The organism is Streptomyces sp. NPDC096132, assembly GCF_044763345.1.
Classification (GTDB): Bacteria; Actinomycetota; Actinomycetes; order Streptomycetales; family Streptomycetaceae; genus Streptomyces.
The window spans coordinates 318,546-339,993 of sequence record NZ_JBIWGA010000008.1 but is presented as its reverse complement, the minus strand read 5'-3'; the positions used below and the strand labels follow the sequence as shown (position 1 = coordinate 339,993).

The window sequence follows — 21,448 nt, the reverse complement described above, 5'->3', positions numbered from 1 at the left end:
CATGTCTTCCGTCAAGTAGCCTCTCCGGGACCGTGCCTGGAGAAAGGCTTCCACGGGTTGCGCGCCCGAGAGCGTACGGCATGAGCCACTCGACGCGTTGCACCTGCTTCGGAAGCTGGGGTTGTCCACGTCGGACAGATGCCGCGCTCGTCAGCGATCTTCTGAGCGGTTCCGATGCTGCCAGTCATGGGGGAATCCTTCGCTCGTCGTCAGTCGTCCGTGGTGTCGGCGTACAGGGCGAGGGTCTGGCGGGCGTTGCGGGCCAGGGCATCGCGCAGCTCTGCCGGCTCCACCACCTCGATGGCAGGGCCGAACGCCAGCAGTTGCTCGGCCGACCTCAGCGCCGGAAAGCGCAAGATCAGCTCCACCGGCTCCCCCGCGGTACCCGCCTCGGCCTCGGCCTCGGCCTGCGCCAAGGCCGACGTGGGACTGGCCAGGTCGGCTTCGTGATAGCGCAGGAACCGGGCCAGCACCGACCGCCGCACCTTCACGACCACACGCACCGAGGCCGGGATCGCGTCGATGCGCTGCCGCAACGTGTCCCACACCTCCGCCAGCTCCACCCCCTCGCGGCGGCGCACCGGCTCCTCCACGAGCGACGCCGACAGCATCCGATCGAGGCGGAACATCATCGGCCGCTCCCGGTGGTCCGCGACGAGGTACCAGGCCCCGGCCTTGCTCACGAGCCCGTACGGATCGAGTGTGTACGAGCGCACCTGAGCGTCACGGCCGTGCCGGTAACGCAGCCTCAGCCGCCGGTCGTTGAACACCGCCGCTTGCAGTACACCGAGGTCGACCGCCGAAGAGCGCTGACTGCTGCGCCAGCGCACCGGGTCGATCATGATCCGCCTGCTCGCCAGATCGGCGTCCCCGCGAAATGGCGCCGGCAGCGCCGCCATCACCTTCCGCAGAGCCGAACCGATCGCCTGCCCCAGCCCCAGATCCGCGTGGGCCTGCTCGGTGACCAGGACGAACAGGGCACGAGCCTCATCGGCGGTCAGTCCGGTGACATCGGTCCGGTAACCCGGCAGCAAGGCGATACCCCCTTTGCTGCCACGCTCCGCGTACACGGGCACCCCTGCGGCCGACAACGCTTCGACATCCCGGAAGATCGTGCGCACCGACACTTCCAGGCGCGCCGCCAGCTCGCCGGCGGACATCTGTCCGTGGGTCTGCAGCAACAGCAGGATGGAGAGCAACCGATCCGACTTCATATCTCAAGCATGATGTAGATACATGACAAATGGCGTCATGTATTCCCGCCGGTGCCCCACACCCCGTGGGCAACGGGAAACGGGCTTCCTCAGGAACGACCCGCGGACGCGCCACCGTCGTAGGGAACCCCGGCCCGGACCGCCAGTCCGGAGATCAGCAGTTCCAGCCCGTAGTCGAACTCGACGTCATGGTCACTGACCGCCAGGTAGGGAGCGGCGGAGACGAGCAGGGGGTCCCGCACGGCCGCGATCTCGGCGGTCCGCTGCTGGACCTGGTCGGCGTCCATGGCCCCGAGGTAAATGGCGTAGCCGAGTTCGCGCATGATCGTGCCGATCATGAAGGCGGTGTAGCTGCGCAGGACATGGACCGACTCCCCCGGGGTGAGGTTCAGATCGGCTACGCAGGCCAGCGTCGACCGGATCGCCTCAAGCGCCGCGGGTGACTGCGTGGGTCTGGTGAGGACCAGCGGGAACGTCTTGGGATGCTGCTTGGCCGCGGCCCGGAAGGCGGCGGCGTGGGCCCGGATGCGGTCCTGCCACGTGCCGTCGCCCAGGTCGGGGAAGTCGATCCGGGCCAGAATCGCTTCGGCGACGCCGTCGAGCAGGGCTTCCTTGTTCGGTACGTGGTTGTAGAGCGACATGTTCTCGATGTCGAGCTCAGTGGCCAGTTTCCGCAGGGAGAACGCGTCGGGACCGTCCCGGTCGATCATCACCACCGCTGCGGCGATCACCTTCTCCCGCGTCAGACCGAGCCGCCTGCCCCGCCCCGTGCCACGCGCCATCATCCGTCGCCCTCCACCACTCGCGATCTCCCACGGAGCTCCACCGCCGGTGTCGACCACGCCTTGACATCACTTGCGCTGCAAGTCTAGCGTCACGAAAAACCGAAGACTTGCACTGCAAGTGTTGAGGGGCCCGAGTGTTTGCGGGTCCACGTGTTCATGGGGTCCAAGAGACGGAGGCTCACAGATGGCCACCACCATGCGTGCACTGCTCGGCGGCGCCGGGCCCGACTGGGAGATACGCGAGGTAGACGTACCGACGCCCGGACCGGGTCAGGTTCTCGTCCGTGTCGGCGCCGCCGCGCTGAACCGGGCGGACCTGTACATGCTGCAGGGCACCTACAACCCGAACGCGAAGACGAGCGACCTGTTCACGGCCGGCTTCGAACTCGCCGGCGAGGTCACGGCACTGGGCGAAGGCGTGGAGAACGTCGTCGTAGGGGAGCGGGTGATCGGCGTGACGCTCGGTGCGTTCGCCCCCTGGGCCCTGGTCGATCACCGGCATCTCGTGGCCGTACCGGGCACGCTGGAGTGGACCGAGGCGGCTGCCCTGCCGGTCGGCCTGGCCACCGAGTACGACGCCCTGGTGACCCAGGCGGGCTTCACCGCCGGTCAGAGCGTGCTCGTCGTCGGCGCCACCTCGGGCATCGGGCTGCTCGCGGTACAGCTGGCGAAGGCGCTGGGCGCCTCCCAGGTCATCGCGACGACGACGTCGGACAGCAAGGCGGACATCCTCAAGTCCGTCGGTGCGGACCTGGTCGTCGACACCCGCGCCGAGAGCCTCGGTGAGGCCGTGCGGGCGGCCACCGGGGACGCCGGTGTCGACATCGTCCTTGACCACGTGGGCGGGCAGCTGTTCGCCGAGACGTTCCAGGCCACGCGCGTCGGCGGAACGATCGTCAACATCGGCCGGCTGGCGGGAGCGGAGTCCACCGTGGACCTGGACCAGTTGGCGTTCCGGCGGCTCAGGGTGCTGGGCACGACGTTCAGCGTCCGCACGCCCGAGGAGATCGCGGACGTCTGCGCCGCACTGGTGCCCGAGGTCGTTCCGGCGGTCGCGGACGGCCGGGTCCGCGCGGTCGTCGACCGCGTCTTCGCCTTCGAGGAGGCCAAGGCGGCCGCCGACCACATGCGTTCCGACGAGGCCGTCGGCAAAATCGTCCTGGAGATGGGGCCGAAGCTGTGAGCAGGATCTTCGGACCGATCACACAGATCGGGTACGTCGTCCGTGACATCGAGGCGTCCATGGCCCACTGGATCGCCCATGGCGTCGGCCCCTGGTTCCACCTGGAACGCTGCGAGCTCGACTTCTTCCGCTACCGGGGCGTCGACTCGCCTCTGGAGATGAGCGCCGCGGTCGCCAACTCCGGCGGCATCCAGATCGAGCTGATCCAGCAGCGCAACGACGCGCCCTCCCTCTACCGGGACTTCCTCGCCGCCGGACACGAGGGCGCTCAGCACATCGCGTACTGGGCGAAGGACTACCAGGAGCTCTACGACCGGGCCCTGTCCCTCGGCTACACGGTCGCCCAGGAGGGCTCACTCGGCGGGGGCCGGTTCGCCTACCTCGACACCGAGAAGGTCCCCGGCACGGTCATCGAGATCTCCGACATCGGCGGCACCAAAGGCGAACTGTTCGCCGCGGTCCGCGACATGGCTGCCGACTGGGACGGCACCCACCCCATTCACCGGCTCGGCTGAACCGACCCCTTCCTGAGGAGGAGCAATGAAGCTCGCCTGGCAGGACCACGACGTCATCCACATGCCCACGCTCGGCACCCGGATCACCCTCTTCGACTGCCTGGACGAGGTCCCGGGCGGTTACGGAGCCAAGCTGGACTCGGCTCGCACGCAGGCGAAGGCGTTCCGCACCGAGTTCGCTGCGACCGGCACCCCGGACAGTGTGACCACCTGCGATCTGGTGACATTGCCGTACCCCACCAAGTTCGGCCTGTTCCGGGCCAGTCGGGCCATCGCCCCCTTCCTGTCCCTCACCAACCGCATGCTCGTCATCCGCTGGCGGGAGAGCGACGGGCGTCGGCGGGTGCTGCTGTTCGAGCCGAGCGACTACGAACTCGGGGAGAACACCCCGTACTTCGCCGCCCTCATCCGCCGCACTCCCGGTGCCCTGCGCTCCCTGTCCACCACCCGGCACGGCACGGTCACCGGCCACTTGGCCCGCCTCGGCATCCGCCCCGAGGACGTCGACTACCTCATGTTCGACCACCTGCACACCCAGGACCTGCGCCGCTGGATCGGCACCACCGAGCCCCAGGCCGACCTCGGCGGCACGGTGAAGCCCGTGTTCCCCAACGCCAAGGTCATCGTGCAGCGCCCCGAGCTGCTGGCCATGTCCCGACTCCACCCGCTGCAGCAGCCCTGGTACCAGCCGGAGACGTACGAGTCGGTGCCGCCCGAGGCGTTCCTCGCCGTCGACGGTGCCCTGCTCCTCGGTCCGGGCATCGCCGTCGTCGCCACTCCGGGACACGTCCACGGCAACCAGACCCTGGTCCTCAACACCTCCACCGGCATCTGGGCGTCCAGCGAGAACGCCATCGCCACCGAGTGCCTCACCCCCGAGCACTCCCGGCTGCCCGGCATCGCCCGCTGGGCCCGTACCTGGCAGCAGGAGGTCGTCCTCAACGCCAACACCATCGAGACGACCGCCGAACAGTACAACTCGCTGATCCTGGAAAAGACCCTCGTCGACCGCTCCCAGGCCGACCCGCGCTTCCTCCAGTTCTTCCCGTCCAGCGAGCTGACCGCCTCCTGGACCAACCCCGGCACCTCCCCCACCTTCACGCACAAGGCGCTGACCCACCGATGATCAACGACGACATCCGCACGGCACGGCAGAAACTCGTCCTGGACCACTTCCACGACGAGGTCCGCCAGGACTGGGACGACGTCCTGGCCACGTTCCCGCACCCGCACTACGAGCTGATCCCCCTGATGAAGGTCCACGACGGCGACCAGGCGGTGCGCGGCTACTACCACGACAGCCGAGTCGCCTTCCCCGACCAGGACCACGAGATCATCGCTCTGCGCCACAGCGAGGACGCCGTCATCGTCGAGTTCTGGCTGCTGGGCACCCACCTCGGCCCCTACGGCGGCCTCCCGCCCACCGGAAGCCGCTTCCGCGTCCGCATGACCGCGTACTTCATCTTCGACGCCGACGAGAACCTGGTCTGCGAACGCATCTACTTCGACACCCTGACCCTGCTGAAACAGCTCGTCGGGGGCCTGAACCTGAAGAACCCGAAGAACTGGATCCTGGCCGCACGCTGCCTGCGGGGCCTGATGAAGGAGGCCGGAAGCAAGCCGCACCCCTCCCTCGTCAACACCCCGAAAGCCGTACTGCCATGAAGGTCCACCACCTCAACTGCGGCACCATGCGCCTGCCCACCGCCCCGCTGGTCAGCCACGTCCTGCTCATCGAGACACCGAACGGCCTGGTCCTGGTGGACTCCGGCTTCGGCCTGCACGACGTCGCCGATCCCGAACGCCGCTGGGGACCGGCCCGCCGTCTGGTCAGGCCCGTGTTCCAGGCGCAGGAGACGGCCGCCCGCCAGGTGGAGGCGCTCGGCTTCCGGCGCGACGACGTCCGCCACATCGTCGTCACCCACTTCGACGCGGACCACATCGGAGGACTGTCCGACTTTCCCCGCGCCCAGATCCACACCACCGCGGCCGAAGTCCTCGGGTCCGTGATCTCCCCGTCCTGGCGGGAGCGCATCCGATACCGGCCGGCCCAATGGGCCCACGGCCCCGCACTCGTCGAGCACACCCCGCACGGCGAGGCATGGCGCGGATTCGCCGCCGCCAAGGAACTCGACACCATCGCCCCGGGAATCGTCCTGATCTCCCTGCCAGGACACACCCGCGGCCACGCCTGCGTCGCGGTCGACGCCGGGACGCGCTGGATCCTGCACGCAGGCGACTCCTTCTACCACCACGGCACGCTCGACGGGCACTCCCCCGTGCCCCGTGCCCTGCGCATCATGGAGACCGTGGTCGCGTACGACCTGAAGAAGGTGCGCGACAACCATGCCCGCCTCGTCGAGCTGTATCGCCGCGGCGACACCGATCTGGCCATCGTCAACGCCCACGACCCCGTGCTGTACGAGAAGATGCGAGCCGGCACCTGACACGGCGGGCTCCCCTCGCCCGCACGCCGGACGGCATCCCGGCCCAGCGCCCTGTCAGTCAGCGGCTTCGCGCAGCGCCTTGTCGATCTCGCTCAGGGCGCCGGTCAACCGACTGTAGTCGTCGGCGGCCAGCGGTCTGACGAAGAACTCCTCCACGACGTGGGCGTGGACGGCTGCGGCGCGGAGGAATGTCGTACGACCCTCGGTGGTCGGTTCGACCAGGGCCACCCGCCTGTCTTCGGGAGAGGGCACGCGGCGGACCAGGCCGGCCCCTTCCATCCGGTCGATCAGCCGGGTCGTGCCGCTGCTGGTCAGGGTGAGGTCGTCGGCCAGCTGCCGCTGCGAGACCTCCTCGCCGGGCCGGCGGCAGAGCCGGATGAGCACTTCCAGCATGGTGTGGCTGATCCCGCAGTCCCGCCGCAGGGCGGCGTCGATCCGCTGTTCCAGGCGGGTCGCGGACTTGATCAGCAGGCCGAAGTCCCGGACGAGCCCACTGTTGGCGGCGTGAGCGGCGGCCTCGGCGTGGGGCTCGGGCATGTCGTTCATCGCCGCGAGTTTACTGCCGGCGCACTCGCTGCCATCTCAATTGCTGAGCAGTCAATTGCTGAGTAGTCAATTAAATCCTAGAGTGGCCGTCACCCCGAGAGTGAGAGGGAGATCAGTGGATCTGCAGCACTGGCTCGGTCGAGCCGCTCACGCGATACAGGACTGGGCCGACACCTTCGGCCCCTACCGGCCCCACCCGTCCCTCCAGGTGGACGACGACCGCTTCGCCGACGCCTTCGAGGAGCTCACGGGAAGGCTCAAGGACAACTACCCCTTCTTCCACCCGCACTACGCGGGCCAGATGCTCAAGCCCCCGCACCCCGCCGCCGTGGTCGGCTACCTCACGACGATGCTGGTCAACCCCAACAACCACGCCCTGGACGGCGGCCCCGCCACCGCGACGATGGAGCGCGAGGCCGTCGCCCGGCTCGCCGCGATGTTCGGCTACGACACCCATCTCGGCCACCTCACCACCAGCGGCACGATCGCCAACCTCGAAGCCCTCTTCGTCGCCCGCGAACTCCACCCGGGCCGAGGGATCGCCTACAGCGCGGACGCCCACTACACCCACGGGCGCATGTGCCACGTCCTCGGCATGAAGGGCCACCCCGTGCCCACCGACGACCGGGGCCGCATGGATCTCGACGCGCTGGAGGACATCCTGCGTACCGGGGAGGTCGGCACCGTAGTCCTCACCACCGGCACCACGGGACTGGGCGCCGTCGATCCCGTCCACCAGGTCCTGCCGATCGCCGAACACCACGGCGTCCGTGTCCACGTCGACGCCGCGTACGGCGGGTTCTTCACCCTCCTCGCCGACGCGGACGGCCCCGAAGGACTGCCTTCCGAGCCCTGGCGTGCCATCGCCCGGGCCGACTCCGTCGTGGTCGACCCGCACAAGCACGGACTCCAGCCCTACGGCTGCGGCGCCGTCCTCTTCCGCGACCCCGAGGTCGGCCGCTTCTACCTCCACGACTCCCCGTACACCTACTTCACCTCCGCCGAACTCCACCTCGGCGAGATCAGCCTGGAATGCTCACGCGCCGGCGCCTCCGCCGCCGCCCTGTGGCTCACCTTCCAGCTCCTCCCGCCCACCCCCGACGGCCTCGGCCAAGTCCTGGCGGCCGGACGGCGAGCGGCGCTGAGGTGGTCGCAACTCATCGAAGATTCCGCGTACTTGGAGCTTTACCAACAGCCCGAGCTGGACATCGTCAGCTACTTCCCCACCGTCGAACCGGCCACCCTGACGGCCATCGACGCCGCCTCCGCCCGCATCCTCACCGACGGCATGAACGGCCCCGACCCGATCTTCCTGAGCACCCTCAAGGCCGGCCGCGAGGCATTCACCGCGCGCCACCCCAAGGTCACGGCAGACGCCGACGGTGCCCGGATCCTGCGGAGCGTGCTGATGAAGCCGGAGTCCGAGCACCACGTCGAGGACCTGCACGACCGGGTCGAGCGACTCGCCCTCGGGCCTGCGCTGAAAGCGGTCTGACCGGACCCGCGCCGACTCGGCGTTCCCGCGTGTCAGACCAGCGAGGCGGTGTCCACCACGAACCGGTACCGGACGTCGGAGGCGAGGACACGATCGAACGCCTCGTTGATCTTCTCGGCCGGGATGAGTTCGATCTCGGCGCCGATGCCGTACCCCGCGCAGAAGTCGAGCATCTCCTGGGTTTCGCGGATGCCGCCGAACAGCGATCCGGCATAGGAGCGCCGGTTGGCGAACAGGGAGGGCACGTTCACCGGAAGCGGCTCGCTGGGGGCTCCCAGGTTGATCAGGGCGCCGTCCAGGGCGAGCAGGGAGAGGTAGGCGTCGACGTCGATCTTGGCGCTGATCGTGTTGAGGACGATGTCGAAGCTTCCGGCGAGGTTGTCGAAGGTGGCGGGGTCGCCGGTGGCGTAGTAGTGGTCGGCGCCCAGGCGAAGGCCGTCGCCCTGCTTCTTCAGTGACTGGGACAGGACGGTGACCTCGGCCCCCATCGCCTTGGCGATTTTGACTGCGAGGTGGCCCAGGCCGCCCAGACCCACGACCGCGACCCTCTTGCCGGGGCCCGCGCCCCAGTGACGCAGCGGCGAGTACGTGGTGATGCCCGCGCACAGCAGGGGTGCGGCGGTGTCGAGCGGGAGGCCGTCGGGGATCCGCAGGACGAAGTCCTCGGTCACCACGATGTGGGTGGAGTAGCCGCCCTGGGTGATCCGGCCGTCCCGGCCGACGCTGCCGAACACCAGGGTGTGGCCCTTCAGGCAGTACTGCTCCTCGCCCTTCCGGCAGTTGGCGCACTCGCGGCAGGAGTCGGCCATGCAGCCGACGCCCACGCGGTCACCGACGGCGTGCCGGGTGACCTCCGAGCCGACCTCTGTGACCGTTCCGACGATCTCGTGGCCGGGGACGAGAGGGGTGGGGATGTCGCCGAACTCCCCGCGGGCGAAGTGGATGTCCGAGTGGCAGATTCCGCAGTAGGCGATCTCTATCAGGACGTCGTGCGGACCCACCTCTCGGCGGTCGATGGTCATCGGGACGAGCGGTTCGGTCACGGATGTGGCGCCGTAAGCGTTGACGGTGAACACGGTGTCTCCATTGGTGCTGGTCTTGCCAGAGAGGAACTCCAGCCTGCGGAATGCGCATCGCGGGTACCAGGCCGCGCTGCTCCGGGGAGTGCTGTTCCGGGGTGCGACACGGCCCCCCACTGGGTATCCGTGCAGGTCAGAGCGGCGGGGATGCCGGGCCGCCCTGATCCGGGCCGGTTCCTCGGAGGCTGGCGGCACCCTGTTGTGCGGCCATGTCGAGCAGGACGAGGGCGTCGTGGTCCGGGGTGCCTGGTTCGGCGTAGTAGGCGAGCAGGCGGTGGCCGGGTGTTCCCTCCAGTTCCATGTTCTGGAAGCCGAGGGTGAGGACTCCGACCTCGGGGTGGTGGAAGGTCTTGCGGCCGTGCGCGCGGACCCTGACCTCATAGCGGTCCCACATGCGGGCGAACTCGGGGCTCTTGAGGAGGAGTTCGCCGACCAGCCGGGTGAGGTCGGGGGAATCGGGGTGGGTGGCGGCCAGGGCACGCAGCTGCGCCACGCCACCGCGGAGCTGGTGGTGCCAGTCCTTGTCGAACAGGTCTCGGGCGGCCGGGTGGAGGAAGACGTAGCGGGTGAGGTTGCGCTGGTCGGCGGGCCAGTCCTCGATACCGGCCAGCAGGCGCAGCCCGCTCGGATTGCAGGCCAGGAGGTCGTTGGCGCGGGTGACCACGTAGGCGGGGCCCGGCCGCAGGTTCTCCAGCAGGAGCCGGACGCCGGGCCGTACCGCGCGGGAGGGAGCCGTCTGCGGCCCGGTGGCGCGGCGCGTGGCGCTCTGGGCGAGGCTGCGCAGGTGCTCGTGTTCCTCCTGCTCCAGGTGCAGTGCCCGGGCCAGGGCGTCGACCACGGCCGGGCTGGGCCGTGTCTCCCGGCCCTGTTCCAGGCGCGTGTAGTAGTCGATGCTGATGCCCGCGAGGGTGGCCAGTTCCTCACGGCGCAGCCCGGGCGTGCGCCGCCGGCCGGGCTGCGCCACGAGCCCGGCCTCGGCGGGATTGAGCCGAGCACGGCGGGCGCGCAGGAAGCGCCCCAGCTCGGTGCCCCCGCTCGCGGTGGCGTGCTCAGGTCGCATGGCGTCCAGTGTGACCGCCTCCTGACCTGCGAGGGGGGCTGGTGAGGGGCCCTGTCGCTCCCCGGAACGGTGCTCCCCGGCGCGCCGGGCGGTCTTCGCGCGGTGCTCCGCCTGTGGCCTCAGCCCTCGGGGATGACGACCTTGAACCGCTCGGGGCTGGTGACGTTGGGGTCCGGGCCGCCGCGGACACCGGTGTCGAGTGCGTCCAGGGCGGCGAGCTCGTCGGAGCTCAACCGGAAGTCGAACACGTCGAAGTTCTCGGCGATCCGGGCCGGGTTGGTGGACTTGGGGATCGCGTTGCGACCCTGCTGGATGTGCCAGCGCAACAGCACCTGCGCGGGCGTCTTTCCGTGGGCCTGCGCGATCGCTCGGACGGCCGGGTCCTGGAGCGTGCTGCGTCCGGTGCCGTCCTTGTCCCAGTAGAAGGTGATCCCACCGATCGGGGACCACGCCTGGGTGAGGACGCCGTGCTCGGCGTTCGCCTTCTGGACGTCGGGCTGGGTGAAGTACGGGTGCAGCTCGACCTGGTTCACGGCCGGGACGACGCTGGTGCGCTCCACAAGTTCCGCGAGGTGATGCGGCATGAAGTTGCTGACGCCGATCGCCCGGACCTTGTCCTCCTCGTAGAGCTTCTCCAGCGCCTGGTAGGCGGCCACCGTCGTGTCGAACCGCTCCGGCACCGGCTGGTGCAGGAGCAGAAGGTCGAGCTGGTCCACCCCGAGCTTTCGGATGCTCTTCTCGAACGCGTGCAGCGTCTCGTCGTAGCCGTAGTCCGTGACCCAGACCTTGGTCTCGAGGAACACCTCGGACGAGTCCACTCCGGAGCGGCGCAGGCCTTCACCGACCTGTCGCTCGTTGAAGTAGGCGGCCGCCGTGTCGATGTGCCGGTAGCCGGTGCGCAGTGCCGTCTCCACCGCCGCAGCCGTTTCCTCCGCGGGGCTCTGGAAGACGCCGAAGCCGAGAACCGGCACGGTGACGCCGTTGTTGAGGGTGAGTGCGCTGTGCTGCTGCGGATCAGTCATGCGTTCCAGTCTGTGAGCCGTGTGACCTGCGTACCAGCCAGCAGGGGGGCCCTGTCACACCCCTGAACACCGCTCCCCGGCACAGTGCGGCCTGCCGGTCGGCGCCCGTGGTGAGGAGGCTTGGGCGTGTAGGGAACAACGGTTCGAAAGGCGTGCGTCATGGTGAACATCGTCGGACTGCCGGGGCACCGGGTGACGACCTTCGAGTTGTTCTTCGACTTGGTGTACGTCTTCGCACTCACCCAGGTCACCGCTTTCATGGCCCACGCTCACAGCGGTACGGGCGTGCTGCAGGGGCTGTTGCTGCTGGCGCTGCTGTGGTGGTCGTGGTCGGCCTATGCCTGGCTCGGCAACCAGGCCCGAGCCGATCTGGGGATCCTGCGCGCCGGCATGGGACTGGCCATGGCCGGGATCTTCGTGGTGGCGCTCGCCGTCCCGGAGGCGTGGCACGACGCGCCAGGAGGCCTGGACGGTCCGCTCGTACTCGCGGGTGCGTATCTGTTCGTGCGCTGCGTGCACTTGGTGGTCTACGGCCTGCTCGCCCGCGAGGACCGGGAACTGGTGCGGCAGGTCGTCGTCTCCTGGCCGCCGGTGCTCGCCGGGGCAGGCCTGCTCCTCGCGGGCGCGTCCGTCGGAGGGGGAGTACAGACAGCACTGTTCGCGGTGGCGATCGCGGTGGACTGGGGGGTCGTGTACGCGACGTCCCGCAGGGGCAGTTGGCGTATTCACAGTGCCGAGTACTTCGCCGAGCGGTACGAGTTGTTCGTCATCATCGCCATCGGCGAATCGCTGACCGCCCTGGGCGTGGGCGCCGCCGAGCTGCCGGTCAGTCTGTCGCTGCTGGCGGTGGCTGTCCTCGGGGTGGGGGCGGCTATGGCGATGTGGTGGCTGTACTTCGACGTGGTGACCCTGGTGGCGCGGCGCAGACTGCACGAGGCGGCCGGCGAGACCCGGCTGGCGCTCGCGGCCGGTGCCTACGGCGTCGGCCACTTCCCCGTCGTCGCGGGCATCGTCCTGACCGCGCTCGGTATCGAGGGAGTCGTCGGTCACGCGGACAGCGGCCACGGGCTGGGCTGGTTCTCGGCCGGTGCGCTGTGCGGAGGAGTGGCCCTCTACCTGGCCGGGTTGCTGCTGTTCGGGCGGCTGGCGGTGAACGCGTGGGGGTCGTTCCGCCTGGTGGCCCTGGTCCTGGTGGCCGCTTGGACACCGACGGCGGCTGCCCTGCCGCCGCCGGCCGCCCTGACGGGTGTGGTCGTGATCCTCGCGGCGCTCGCGGCCGTCGAGACGTGGTGGTTCGCGGAGTTGCGCCACACCGTGCGCGCCTGAGGGCGGGAGTGAGCCCTTTGGGGCGTCGGCCGACGCCCCCGGTCAGAACCGGATCACGAGCTCGCGTGCGAGCACAGGGCGGAAACGTTGATCTTCCCGCGCTGCAGTTGCGCGTCGTGCGGGGCGTTCAGACCGCCGTCGGTGACGTACAACCGGCCGTCACTGACAGCGGTGGCGCTGGGGGAGGCCAGGCCGTCGGCACCGGTCAGCACCGTGTTCACCTGGCCGCCCGGATAGACCACGGACACCTTGTCAGGGGCGTTCTGTGCGGCGAAGACCACATCGGAGTGGTCGTTGAGGAAACTGAAGTCGTCCACCCCGTCGATGTTCTTGGTGACGACGTGGATACGGCCGGGCTTGCCGTTCCCGGTGACCGGGATGCGCAGCAGGCTGTCCTGGGCGAGGTTGGAGACCCAGACGGCTCCCTTGTGGAACCTCAGGCCGTTGGCGCCGAAGGGCACGGCCTCGGACGTGACGGGGGCCAGGGCCGGATCGGTCAGCCATGCCTTCGCCGGTCCGCCCGCGACGGGTACGGCCCACACCGTGCTCTTGAGACTGTCGGCGACGTAGATGGTGCGACCGTCCGTGTCCAGGGCCATGCCGTTGGGGAGCCCGTCGGTGGGCAGTGCCGCGAGACGCGCGGGGCTCTTGCCGGGCGCGATCTTCCACACCCCGGCGCGCGCCGCACTGGAGGACCAGACGTTGTAGTAGACCGTGCCGTCCTTGCCACGGATGTTGCCGGTGATGCCGTCGCCCTGGGCGGAGGTGGCGAGGACGGTGCGGTGTCCGGAGGGCGAGACGCGCACCAGCGCAGGCGCCTTGCCGGCGGCGGCTCCGATCATCGACAGCGTCACGGAGCGGTCCGGGTTGACGGTGATGTTCTCCGGGATCTCACCGGCGGCGTAGTCGAACTCGGCGACGGTCCGTATGTCCGTAATGACGAGCTGCTCGTGGGGCGTCGGAGTGGAGGCTGCGGCGGAGGGGGCGGACACGAGGACCGCCGAGGCCGCGGTTGCGATCGCGGCTGTGCGGATTCTTCTCTTCGCGGAGATCGAGCTGGCAGACATGGAGGTTCCTTGCGTTGCCGACACCTGCCCAGCGTGAACAGCGGGCAGGAGAAGGGAAGTTGCATACGGGCGACTCGGCGATGTGCGCGCCCTGAAGGGCTCATCGAGTGGGGCCGAGCGCAGTAGTCAGTCTGGCAGCGGAAGTTCAGGGCGGCTATGCGACAGGGGGGCCGGGGGGGGGGCCGCCCCCCCCCCCGGGGGGGGGGGGGGGGGCGCCCGCCCCCCCCGCGGGGGGGGGGGGGGGCCCCGGCGCCCCCCCCCCCCCCCCCCCCCCCCCCCCCCCCCCCCCCCCCCCCCCCCCCCCCCCCTCACTGAGTCTTCTGTTCGGCTCCCGCCGTGTCCAGGAGCACCAGCTTGTCGTGGTCGGGGGTACCGGGCTCGGCGTAGTAGACGACGAGCCGTTGCGTGCGGGTGCCCTCGATCTGCATCTTCTGGTAGCCGGGGGTGAGGTCGCCGACGTCGGGGTGATGGAAGGTCTTGCTGCCGTGGGTGTGCAACCGCACGTCGTAGCGCTCCCACAGGCTGGTGAACTCCGGGCTTGCAGCGAGCAGTTCGTCGACGAGTGGAGCCAGGCCGGGGGCGTCGGGTTCCAGGCTGTGCAGCGAGCGCAGGCGGCCGACGGCGGCGCGGATCTGGTCGTGCCAGTCGTCGAACAGTTTGGGCGCCGCCGGGTGCAGGAAGACGTAACGCACCACGTTGCGCTGCTCCACCGGCCAGTCCGCCAGCCCGTGGAACAGCCGCAGTCCGGACGGGGTGCATGCGAGGACGTCCATGGTGCGGCTGAGGACGTAGGCCGGGAAGGGCCTCAGCTTCTCCAGCAGCAGTTCGACCCCGGGTAGGACCGTCTCCGCGTCGGAGGACGGCGGGTGCAGTGCGGAGGCGCCCGCGGCCCGGGCGACGAGGACACGCAGGTGGTCGTGTTCGGCCGGGTCCAGCCGGAGGGCGCGGGCGAGCGCGTCGACGACGGAGGGGCTCGGGTTGGTCTCCTTGCCGCGCTCCAGACGGACGTAGTAGTCCACACTGACGCCGGCGAGCGTGGCCAGCTCCTCGCGGCGCAGTCCTGGAGTGCGCCGCACCCCCGGTCCGGTCGGTAGTCCGACCTGCGCCGGGGTCACCCTGGCGCGGTGGGCCCGTAGAAACGTTCCCAGCTCCGTGCCGCCGTTGCCGTCGTGCCGCTCACGTGCCATGCACACAGTGTGACAGGTCGATTGGATCAAGGTCATGACCTGGGGAAAGGTCGGTGAAAGGCCTTGTCACACGTGGGATCGGGCCGTCTGGGCCGGTGACGGCTCGGAGCCGAGCATGTCCAGCAGGACCAGGGCGTCGTACGCGGGCGCGTTCGGTTCGGCGAAGTAGGCGACGAGGCGCTGACCGGGTGTGCCTTCGAGTTCCATGGACTGGTGGCCGAGGGTGAGGTCACCAACCTCCGGGTGGTGGAAGGTCTTGCGGCCGTGCGCATGGATCTTGACGTCGTGGCGCTCCCACAGACGGGCGAAGTCCGGGCTCTTGACGAGGAGTTCACCGGCCAGACGGGTGAGGTCGGGGGCGTCGGGGTCGGTGGCCGCGAGGGCGCGGAGGCGGGCGACGCAGCCGCGGACCTGGTTGCTCCAGTCGTCGAACAGGTCGCGGGCGGCTGGGTGGAGGAAGACGTAGCGGGCGATGTTGCGGTCCTTGGCCGGCCACTGCTCCATCCCGGCCAGCAGGCGCAGCCCACCCGGGTTGTGTGCGAGCAGGTCGGTGGTGCGGCCGACGATGTGCGCGGGGTAGGGGCGCAGGCTCTCCAGCAGCAGCTTGGCGCCCGGCCGCACCGTCCGTGACGGGGCGGTCCTGGGTGCGGGGACGCGGCGGGCGGCCCTGCTCGCGAGGGTGCGCAGGTGCTCGTGCTCGTCGTCGTCCAGTTGCAGGGCGCGAGCGAGGGAGTCGACGACGGACGGGCTGGGGCGGGTCTCCTTGCCGCGTTCGAGGCGGGTGTAGTAGTCGATGCTGATTCCGGCGAGCGTGGCCAGCTCTTCGCGGCGCAGCCCGGGCGTGCGCCGCCGCCCGGTTCCTGCCGCGAGCCCGGCCTCGGCGGGCGTCAGCCGGGTGCGGCGGGCGCGCAGGAAGCGCCCGAGCCCGGTGCCGCCGTCCGCGGACTGCTCACGTGTCATGTCCTCCAGTGTCAGCATGCCGTGTCGTGCGCGGGAGGCGGATGGGGGGCCGTGTCACTCCCCCGAACGGCGCTCCCCCGCACGACACGGCCTGCCACTGCGCGTGGCCCTCCCGCAGGCTGGTTCCCGGTGGTGAGGGCAGCTCGCCGACAGGGTTCATCGTCGTCGAGGCCACGTGAGTGACATCGGTGAGGACTCGCACCGGACGGCGCTCGCGGTGAACCCGCCGCGCCCGTCGGCAGGCGCACAGCGCAGAGCGAAGGGGTTGGACACATGAGCAGGGACGCGAGGGAAGTAGTCGTCGTCATCGGTTCCGGAAGCATCGGTCTCGCCATCGCGCGTCGCGTCGGCGCCGGACGCACCGTGCTGCTCGCCGACTACAGCGACAAGGCGGCCCAGGCCACCGCCGAACGCCTGCGGGGCGAGGGGCACGACGTGACCATCCGCGTCACCGATGTCTCCGACCGCGACGCGGTGGAGGCTCTGGCCGACGCGTCCGCGGCTCTGGGGCCGGTCACCCAGGTGGTGCACACCGCGGGAGTGTCCCCCACTCAGGCGAGCGTCGAGCGGATCCTGCGTGTCGACCTGGTCGGCACCGCGATGGTGCTGGACGCGTTCGCCCGCGTCGTCGCACCCGGCGGCGCCGGCATCGTGATCGCCAGCATGGCCGGGCACCGGGAGAGCCCCTACGCGCCCGAGATCGAGCACGCGCTCGCCACCACCGACACCGCGAGCCTGCTGGAGCTGCCGTTCCTTCAGCCCGACCAGGTCGGCTCCACCGTCCACGCCTACGCTCTCTCCAAGCGGGCCAACTCGCTGCGGGTGCAGACCGCCGCCGTCGCCTGGGGCAGACGCGGAGCGCGCGTCAACGCCGTCAGCCCCGGCGTCATCGTCACGCCGCTGGCCCGGGACGAGCTGTCCGGGCCCCGGAAGGAATGGTTCGAGCAGGTGCGCAAGGCGTCGGCCGCCGGACGCTTCGGCACCCCCGACGAGGTCGCCGACGCCGCCGCCTTCCTCCTCGGCCGCCAGGCCGGCTTCATCACCGGCGCCGACCTCCTCATGGACGGCGGCGTGACCGCGGCCCTGCGCACCGGCGAACTGACGATCCCCTGACCCCCGGCCACGATCCCGAATCCCTCCCCCTGGCACAAGGAAAGACCATGACAACTGCACCCATGACCGTGCTGGTGGTCGGCGCGACCGGCAGCATCGGACGCCTCGTCGTCGCCGAGTCCGTCGCGCAGGGACACACCACCCGCGCCCTGGTACGCGACGCCGGCAGAGCCCGGCGCCTGCTCCCCGCAGAGGCGCGGCTCGCCGTAGGTGAGATCACGCAGCCCGACACGCTGTCTGGTGCCGTGGACGGCGTCGACGCCATCGTGCTGACCCACGGCTCCATGTCCTCGCCGGAGACGGTCGACTACGGCGGAGTCCGCAACGTCCTGGCGGCCCTGGACGGGCAGAAGCCTCGCATCGTGCTGATGACCGCCATCGGCGTCACCGCCCGCAGCAGCGCGTACGGCCATCTGCTGGAGTGGAAGCGCCGCTCCGAGCGCCTGGTCCGTGCCAGCGGCCTGCCCTACACGATCGTGCGGCCGGGCTGGTTCGACATGAACGGCCCCGACGAGCGGCGCCCCGTCTTCCTGCAGGGCGACACGCGGCGCTCCGGCACCCCCGCCGACGGTGCCGTCTCGCGCGGCCAGATCGCCCAGGTGCTGATGGCGGCCGTCGCCGCTCGGGAGGCGGTGCGCCGTACCTTCGAACTGGTCGCGGAACAGGGCTCCACACCCGGCGACATGACCCAGTTGTTCGCCGCGCTGGACGAGGACGCGCCCGGCGCCCTGGACGCGGTCCGGGACGAGGCCAACATGCCGTCGGCGCAGGAGCCTCAGCGAGTCCGCGACGACCTGGCCACCGTAAGCGCTTCTGCCGACGCCTGACGCCCGGAAAGAGAACCATGGAACATCGAAAAGGTCAGTGATGCTGGGGTACCCGCGTGACGGCCTTCGTCAGCACCGGCTCCCGGTCCAGCCGGAGCATCACGTCGTACTCCGGCGTACCGGGGGCGGCGTGGTAAGCGACCAGCCGCTGCCCGAAGCATCCCTCCGGCTGGAGCGAGTGGTAGCCGAAGGCGAAGGTTCCGGCCTCGGGGTGGTGGAACGTCTTGGTGCCGTGGCTGTGACCCCTGACGTCGTAGCGCTCCCACAGGCGGACGAAGTCCGGGCTCTTGGTGAGGAGTTCGTCGACGAGGTGGGTGAGGTCGGGGGCGTCCGGTTCGACACCGGAGAGGGCGCGCAGGCGGGCGACGCAGCCGCGGATCTGGTTCTCCCAGTCGTCGAAGAGGACACGGGCGGTGGGATGAAGGAAGACGTAGCGCACGATGTTGCGCTGTCCCTCCGGCCAGTCCTCCAGTCCGGCCATCAGCCGCAGTCCGCCGGGGTTGGTCGCGAGCAGGTCCAGGGTGCGGCTGACGATGTGCGCGGGACAGGGACGCATGCCCTCCAGCAGCAGTCGCAGGCCCGGGTCCACGGTCTGTCCGAGCGCCACCGTGGTCGCCCGCTCCGCCGCCGCGCCGCCGCGAGCGGCACACGCGGCGAGTTCCCGCAGATGCAGGAGCTCGGCCTCTTCCAGCAGCAGAGCGGAGGCGAGAGCGGCGACGACCGACGGGCTGGGGTTGGTCTCCCGGCCGCGCTCCAGCCGCGTGTAGTAGTCGATGCTCACGCCGGCCAGGGTGGCCAGCTCCTCCCGGCGCAGGCCCGGAGTACGTCGTAGGCCCGCCCCTTCGGGGAGGCCCACGTCGGCCGGGGTGACCCGGGCCCGGCGGGCCCGCAGAAAGTTCCCCAGCTCACTGCCACCGTTCATGCCGCTGCGCCGCTCACGTGCCATGCGGTCCAGTCTGGCAGCCGTGTGACCAGGGTGAAGGTCGCGAGAGGGGCCCTGTCACACCCTGGAACGGCGCTCCCCGGCACAGCGCGGTCTGCCAGGCGGTGAGCATCAGCGGCACGCTGGCACACGGCCCAGGAATCCGAAGGACGAGGAGCGGACGATGAAGCACATCAGGCTGGGAGACCTGGAGGTCTCCCGCATCGGTCTGGGCGCGATGTCGATGTCCCACGCCTACACCGGGGCAGGCACCGATGACGCGGAGTCGATCCGTACGATCCACCGGGCACTCGACCTGGGCGTCACCTTGATCGACACCGCCGAGGTCTACGGGCCTTACACCAACGAGGAACTCGTCGGCCGCGCGCTGAAGGGCCGCCGCGAGGGCGTCGTACTCGCCACGAAGTTCGGGTTCATGTCGCACACGGGCCGCGAAGGCGGGATCGACAGCAGCCCGGCGAGCATCCGCATCGCCGTCGAAGGCTCCCTCAGGCGCCTCGGCACGGACTACATCGACCTCTATTACCAGCACCGCGTCGACCCGGACACTCCGATCGAGGACACCGTCGGAGCCCTGGCGGAACTGGTCGCCGAGGGCAAGGTCCGCCACATCGGGCTGTCGGAGGCCGGCGTGGACACCATCAGGCGCGCCCACGCCGTCCACCCGGTGGCGGCCCTGCAGTCGGAGTACTCCCTGTGGACACGTGATCCGGAGCCGGAGGTACTGCCCCTCCTGCGGGAGCTCGGCATCGGCTTCGTGCCCTACTCGCCGCTGGGCCACGGGTTCCTCACCGGGCAGATCCGCTCGACCGACGACTTCGACGACACCGACTGGCGCAAGAACAACCCCCGCTTCACCGGTGAGAACTTCCGGCGCAACCTGCGCCTGGCCGACCAGGTCAGGGCCGTCGCCGACGAAGTCGGCGGGACTCCCGCGCAGGTCGCCCTGGCCTGGCTGCTCGCCCAGGGCGACGACATCGCCCCCATCCCCGGCACCAAGCGCGTCGAGAGGGTCGAGGAGAACACCGCCGCCGACGGCATCGTCCTGACCGCCGGGCAGATCGAGAAGCTCGACAACCTGCCCGCGGCTGCCGGTGACCACCACGACGAGGCGGGCATGCGCCTCCTCGGCCGGTGACAGGCCCACCGACCGAGCGGAACCCACCTCCGGAGCCACCGTGCGGCCAACAGCCGACCCCTCTGCCCGCGAGAAGATCCTCGAAGCGCACCGCGCCTACCTGGACGCCATGCACGAGGGCGACACCGCGGCCCTCGACGACCTGCTCGACGACGGCTTCACCCTCACCCACATGACCGGATACGTGCAGCCGAAGGCCGAATGGCTGGCAGAGATGAGACAAGGCCGGTTCGTCTACCACATCATCGAGGAGACGAGCACGACCCTCGACGTCGACGGCGACACGGCCCGCCTGGTCGTCCGGACCGCCACGGACGCCACCGTGTACGGCACCCGGGCGAACTGGCCGCTGCAACTGGCCACCGACTACGCCCGCAAGGGCGACACCTGGGTCGTACTGCGCACCGAGGCCACCACCTGGTGACCGAGATCGTCCGGAGGCGGATGTGACAGTGAACCGGCTGGGTCTGGTCGTGCACGGCGGACGCCCCGAGGCCGTGGCAGCGGCCGGCCTGGTCCGCGCGTGGTGCGAGGAACACGCCGTGCGATGCACGGACATCGACGTGTGGCACGACGGCGGGCGGCGCGGCGCCCGTGAGGAGGTCGAGGCCGCGGGCGACCCCGACCTCGTCGTGACCCTGGGCGGCGACGGCACCTTCCTGCGCGGCGCCCGCCTGGCCGCCGCGAACGACGCCCTGGTCCTGGGAATCGACTTGGGCCGGGTGGGCTTCCTGACCGAGGTGTCGGCGTCCGTGGTGCGCTCGGCGCTGGACGCGGTGCGGGAGGACCGGTTCGAGATCGACCTGCGCATGCTGCTCGCGCTGCGCGCCTCGCGCCGACTGGAGGTGCCGCCGGACATGGAATCCCTCCTCGCATACGGACGGGGGCCGCTCCTGCCGCCCCCGCAGGTGCGGTCCGACTGCGAGGTCGACAAGGACTGGGGCATCCCGCTGGACGTCACCGCGCTCAACGACATCGTGCTGGAGAAGCTGGTCCGGGACCGGCAGGTGTCCGTCGGGGTCTACGTCTCCGGCAGACTCCTGGCCTCCTACTCGGCCGACGCGCTGCTCGTCGCCACGCCGACCGGCTCGACGGCCTACAGCTTCGCCGCCGGCGGGCCCGTCGTCTCACCCCGCGCGGAGGCCCTCGTCTTCACGCCGGTCGCCCCGCACATGGCCTTCGACCGCTCGGTCGTCACAGCCCCCGACGAGCCCGTCGGGCTGCGCCTCCTGGAACGGTCGGGGCCGGCCGCGGTCAGCATCGACGGCCAGCTGCGGGGCGTCCTCGATCCGGGAGACTGGATCGGTGTGTACGCCGCCCCGCGCCGCCTGCGGGCCGTCCGGCTGAGCCCGATGGACTTCTACGGCCGCCTGCGCGAGCGCATGAACCTGACCGACGCGCCCGCCGCGATCGCCGACGGTTCCCCCGCCCCACTGTGGTCGGTCACGACGCCGCCACCCGGGGATCTCGCCCATCTGACCCTGCTGACAGCCCCGGACGGTTCCTGACCGGCCGCTTCTGCTCGCTGCGTCGAGCGCACC

At 70.3% G+C, this 21,448-nt stretch carries 22 protein-coding genes; 12 read left to right on the top strand and 10 right to left on the bottom strand.

Annotated elements, in window-relative coordinates; all coding sequences use genetic code 11:
* Positions 1-209: 209 nt before the first annotated feature.
* On the bottom strand, positions 210-1,214 hold the full coding sequence (locus ACIRF9_RS21575; protein ID WP_403824419.1) for a helix-turn-helix transcriptional regulator: 1,005 nt from the start codon (positions 1,212-1,214) through the stop codon (positions 210-212).
* Positions 1,215-1,303: 89 nt separating this feature from the next.
* Positions 1,304-1,996 (bottom strand): TetR/AcrR family transcriptional regulator C-terminal domain-containing protein, encoded by a 693-nt coding sequence (locus tag ACIRF9_RS21570; protein WP_403824416.1) that lies wholly within the window; start codon positions 1,994-1,996, stop codon positions 1,304-1,306.
* Positions 1,997-2,183: 187 nt separating this feature from the next.
* Between ACIRF9_RS21570 and ACIRF9_RS21565 the strand changes: the two genes are divergently transcribed.
* From ACIRF9_RS21565 to ACIRF9_RS21545, 5 genes are read left to right on the top strand one after another with little or no spacing between them, the layout of a single operon-like run.
* The gene (locus ACIRF9_RS21565) at positions 2,184-3,182 is read left to right on the top strand and encodes a zinc-binding dehydrogenase (protein ID WP_403824413.1); all 999 of its coding nucleotides are present in this window, start codon (positions 2,184-2,186) and stop codon (positions 3,180-3,182) included.
* Positions 3,179-3,697: a VOC family protein gene (locus ACIRF9_RS21560; RefSeq protein WP_403824410.1), complete on the top strand. Its 519-nt coding sequence runs from the start codon at positions 3,179-3,181 to the stop codon at positions 3,695-3,697. Before ACIRF9_RS21565 ends, ACIRF9_RS21560 begins: the two co-directional genes overlap by 4 nt.
* Positions 3,698-3,722: 25 nt before the next feature.
* On the top strand, positions 3,723-4,823 hold the full coding sequence (locus ACIRF9_RS21555; RefSeq protein WP_403824407.1) for a hypothetical protein: 1,101 nt from the start codon (positions 3,723-3,725) through the stop codon (positions 4,821-4,823).
* Positions 4,820-5,362 (top strand): ester cyclase, encoded by a 543-nt coding sequence (locus tag ACIRF9_RS21550; RefSeq protein ID WP_403824405.1) that lies wholly within the window; start codon positions 4,820-4,822, stop codon positions 5,360-5,362. The genes ACIRF9_RS21555 and ACIRF9_RS21550 overlap by 4 nt, the downstream gene beginning before the upstream one ends.
* A complete protein-coding gene (locus ACIRF9_RS21545) occupies positions 5,359-6,144 on the top strand; it encodes an MBL fold metallo-hydrolase (protein WP_403824402.1) in 786 nt (261 codons plus the stop codon). Before ACIRF9_RS21550 ends, ACIRF9_RS21545 begins: the two co-directional genes overlap by 4 nt.
* 54 nt (positions 6,145-6,198) lie before the next feature.
* On the opposite strand, the gene ACIRF9_RS21540 is transcribed toward ACIRF9_RS21545, so the two are convergent.
* A complete protein-coding gene (locus tag ACIRF9_RS21540; RefSeq protein WP_403824399.1) occupies positions 6,199-6,690 on the bottom strand; it encodes a MarR family winged helix-turn-helix transcriptional regulator in 492 nt (163 codons plus the stop codon).
* 115 nt (positions 6,691-6,805) lie between these two features.
* On the opposite strand from ACIRF9_RS21540, the gene ACIRF9_RS21535 reads away from it, so the two are divergent.
* Complete coding sequence (locus ACIRF9_RS21535) at positions 6,806-8,185, top strand: pyridoxal phosphate-dependent decarboxylase family protein (protein WP_403824396.1); 1,380 nt, start codon at positions 6,806-6,808, stop codon at positions 8,183-8,185.
* A gap of 32 nt (positions 8,186-8,217) precedes the next feature.
* Here ACIRF9_RS21535 and ACIRF9_RS21530 read toward each other — a convergent pair whose 3' ends face one another.
* The 3 genes from ACIRF9_RS21530 to ACIRF9_RS21520 form a co-directional block, all read right to left on the bottom strand.
* Positions 8,218-9,261, bottom strand: coding sequence for an NAD(P)-dependent alcohol dehydrogenase (locus ACIRF9_RS21530; RefSeq protein ID WP_403824393.1), 1,044 nt, complete (start codon positions 9,259-9,261; stop codon positions 8,218-8,220).
* 136 nt (positions 9,262-9,397) lie between these two features.
* The gene (locus ACIRF9_RS21525) at positions 9,398-10,324 is read right to left on the bottom strand and encodes a helix-turn-helix transcriptional regulator (RefSeq protein ID WP_403824389.1); all 927 of its coding nucleotides are present in this window, start codon (positions 10,322-10,324) and stop codon (positions 9,398-9,400) included.
* A gap of 119 nt (positions 10,325-10,443) precedes the next feature.
* Positions 10,444-11,346 (bottom strand): aldo/keto reductase, encoded by a 903-nt coding sequence (locus tag ACIRF9_RS21520; protein WP_403824386.1) that lies wholly within the window; start codon positions 11,344-11,346, stop codon positions 10,444-10,446.
* 159 nt (positions 11,347-11,505) lie between these two features.
* On the opposite strand from ACIRF9_RS21520, the gene ACIRF9_RS21515 reads away from it, so the two are divergent.
* The gene (locus tag ACIRF9_RS21515; protein WP_403824384.1) at positions 11,506-12,672 is read left to right on the top strand and encodes a low temperature requirement protein A; all 1,167 of its coding nucleotides are present in this window, start codon (positions 11,506-11,508) and stop codon (positions 12,670-12,672) included.
* A 53-nt stretch (positions 12,673-12,725) separates the two neighbouring features.
* Here ACIRF9_RS21515 and ACIRF9_RS21510 read toward each other — a convergent pair whose 3' ends face one another.
* From ACIRF9_RS21510 to ACIRF9_RS21500, 3 genes are all read right to left on the bottom strand, one after another.
* Positions 12,726-13,739 carry an SMP-30/gluconolactonase/LRE family protein gene (locus tag ACIRF9_RS21510; protein ID WP_403824381.1) on the bottom strand — a complete coding sequence of 338 codons (1,014 nt, stop codon included), beginning with the start codon at positions 13,737-13,739 and terminating at the stop codon, positions 12,726-12,728.
* Positions 13,740-14,047: 308 nt separating this feature from the next.
* Positions 14,048-14,926 carry a helix-turn-helix transcriptional regulator gene (locus ACIRF9_RS21505; RefSeq protein WP_403824378.1) on the bottom strand — a complete coding sequence of 293 codons (879 nt, stop codon included), beginning with the start codon at positions 14,924-14,926 and terminating at the stop codon, positions 14,048-14,050.
* A gap of 66 nt (positions 14,927-14,992) precedes the next feature.
* Positions 14,993-15,886, bottom strand: coding sequence for a helix-turn-helix transcriptional regulator (locus ACIRF9_RS21500; RefSeq protein ID WP_403824376.1), 894 nt, complete (start codon positions 15,884-15,886; stop codon positions 14,993-14,995).
* A gap of 273 nt (positions 15,887-16,159) precedes the next feature.
* Here ACIRF9_RS21500 and ACIRF9_RS21495 point away from each other — a divergent pair, with 273 nt between their 5' ends.
* Together ACIRF9_RS21495 and ACIRF9_RS21490 are read left to right on the top strand one after the other, a co-directional pair.
* Positions 16,160-16,999, top strand: a complete 840-nt coding sequence (locus ACIRF9_RS21495) for an SDR family oxidoreductase (protein ID WP_403824373.1) — start codon at positions 16,160-16,162, stop codon at positions 16,997-16,999.
* Between the two features lie 47 nt (positions 17,000-17,046).
* Positions 17,047-17,826 (top strand): SDR family oxidoreductase, encoded by a 780-nt coding sequence (locus ACIRF9_RS21490; protein WP_403824371.1) that lies wholly within the window; start codon positions 17,047-17,049, stop codon positions 17,824-17,826.
* Between the two features lie 34 nt (positions 17,827-17,860).
* Here ACIRF9_RS21490 and ACIRF9_RS21485 read toward each other — a convergent pair whose 3' ends face one another.
* A complete protein-coding gene (locus tag ACIRF9_RS21485; protein WP_403824368.1) occupies positions 17,861-18,772 on the bottom strand; it encodes a helix-turn-helix domain-containing protein in 912 nt (303 codons plus the stop codon).
* A 160-nt stretch (positions 18,773-18,932) separates the two neighbouring features.
* On the opposite strand from ACIRF9_RS21485, the gene ACIRF9_RS21480 reads away from it, so the two are divergent.
* Genes ACIRF9_RS21480 through ACIRF9_RS21470 form a run of 3 tightly spaced genes read left to right on the top strand, consistent with a single transcriptional unit; the run spans position 18,933 to position 21,415 of the window.
* Positions 18,933-19,907: an aldo/keto reductase gene (locus tag ACIRF9_RS21480; RefSeq protein ID WP_403824365.1), complete on the top strand. Its 975-nt coding sequence runs from the start codon at positions 18,933-18,935 to the stop codon at positions 19,905-19,907.
* A 40-nt stretch (positions 19,908-19,947) separates the two neighbouring features.
* On the top strand, positions 19,948-20,331 hold the full coding sequence (locus tag ACIRF9_RS21475) for a nuclear transport factor 2 family protein (RefSeq protein WP_403824363.1): 384 nt from the start codon (positions 19,948-19,950) through the stop codon (positions 20,329-20,331).
* Between the two features lie 22 nt (positions 20,332-20,353).
* Positions 20,354-21,415, top strand: coding sequence for an NAD(+)/NADH kinase (locus ACIRF9_RS21470; protein ID WP_403824360.1), 1,062 nt, complete (start codon positions 20,354-20,356; stop codon positions 21,413-21,415).
* Positions 21,416-21,448: the final 33 nt, after the last annotated feature.

What these genes read in the sequence shown, in the direction of transcription:
- ACIRF9_RS21550 (WP_403824405.1), top strand. Translation starts at nt 4,820, where the DNA reads ATGATCAACGACGACATCCGCACGGCACGGCAGAAACTCGTCCTGGAC.
- ACIRF9_RS21495 (WP_403824373.1), top strand. Translation starts at nt 16,160, where the DNA reads ATGAGCAGGGACGCGAGGGAAGTAGTCGTCGTCATCGGTTCCGGAAGC.
- ACIRF9_RS21540 (WP_403824399.1), bottom strand. Translation starts at nt 6,690, where the DNA reads ATGAACGACATGCCCGAGCCCCACGCCGAGGCCGCCGCTCACGCCGCC.
- ACIRF9_RS21570 (WP_403824416.1), bottom strand. Translation starts at nt 1,996, where the DNA reads ATGGCGCGTGGCACGGGGCGGGGCAGGCGGCTCGGTCTGACGCGGGAG.
- ACIRF9_RS21515 (WP_403824384.1), top strand. Translation starts at nt 11,506, where the DNA reads ATGGTGAACATCGTCGGACTGCCGGGGCACCGGGTGACGACCTTCGAG.
- ACIRF9_RS21555 (WP_403824407.1), top strand. Translation starts at nt 3,723, where the DNA reads ATGAAGCTCGCCTGGCAGGACCACGACGTCATCCACATGCCCACGCTC.
- ACIRF9_RS21575 (WP_403824419.1), bottom strand. Translation starts at nt 1,214, where the DNA reads ATGAAGTCGGATCGGTTGCTCTCCATCCTGCTGTTGCTGCAGACCCAC.
- ACIRF9_RS21545 (WP_403824402.1), top strand. Translation starts at nt 5,359, where the DNA reads ATGAAGGTCCACCACCTCAACTGCGGCACCATGCGCCTGCCCACCGCC.
- ACIRF9_RS21485 (WP_403824368.1), bottom strand. Translation starts at nt 18,772, where the DNA reads ATGGCACGTGAGCGGCGCAGCGGCATGAACGGTGGCAGTGAGCTGGGG.
- ACIRF9_RS21565 (WP_403824413.1), top strand. Translation starts at nt 2,184, where the DNA reads ATGGCCACCACCATGCGTGCACTGCTCGGCGGCGCCGGGCCCGACTGG.
- ACIRF9_RS21510 (WP_403824381.1), bottom strand. Translation starts at nt 13,739, where the DNA reads ATGTCTGCCAGCTCGATCTCCGCGAAGAGAAGAATCCGCACAGCCGCG.
- ACIRF9_RS21505 (WP_403824378.1), bottom strand. Translation starts at nt 14,926, where the DNA reads ATGGCACGTGAGCGGCACGACGGCAACGGCGGCACGGAGCTGGGAACG.
- ACIRF9_RS21490 (WP_403824371.1), top strand. Translation starts at nt 17,047, where the DNA reads ATGACAACTGCACCCATGACCGTGCTGGTGGTCGGCGCGACCGGCAGC.
- ACIRF9_RS21500 (WP_403824376.1), bottom strand. Translation starts at nt 15,886, where the DNA reads ATGACACGTGAGCAGTCCGCGGACGGCGGCACCGGGCTCGGGCGCTTC.
- ACIRF9_RS21480 (WP_403824365.1), top strand. Translation starts at nt 18,933, where the DNA reads ATGAAGCACATCAGGCTGGGAGACCTGGAGGTCTCCCGCATCGGTCTG.
- ACIRF9_RS21525 (WP_403824389.1), bottom strand. Translation starts at nt 10,324, where the DNA reads ATGCGACCTGAGCACGCCACCGCGAGCGGGGGCACCGAGCTGGGGCGC.
- ACIRF9_RS21520 (WP_403824386.1), bottom strand. Translation starts at nt 11,346, where the DNA reads ATGACTGATCCGCAGCAGCACAGCGCACTCACCCTCAACAACGGCGTC.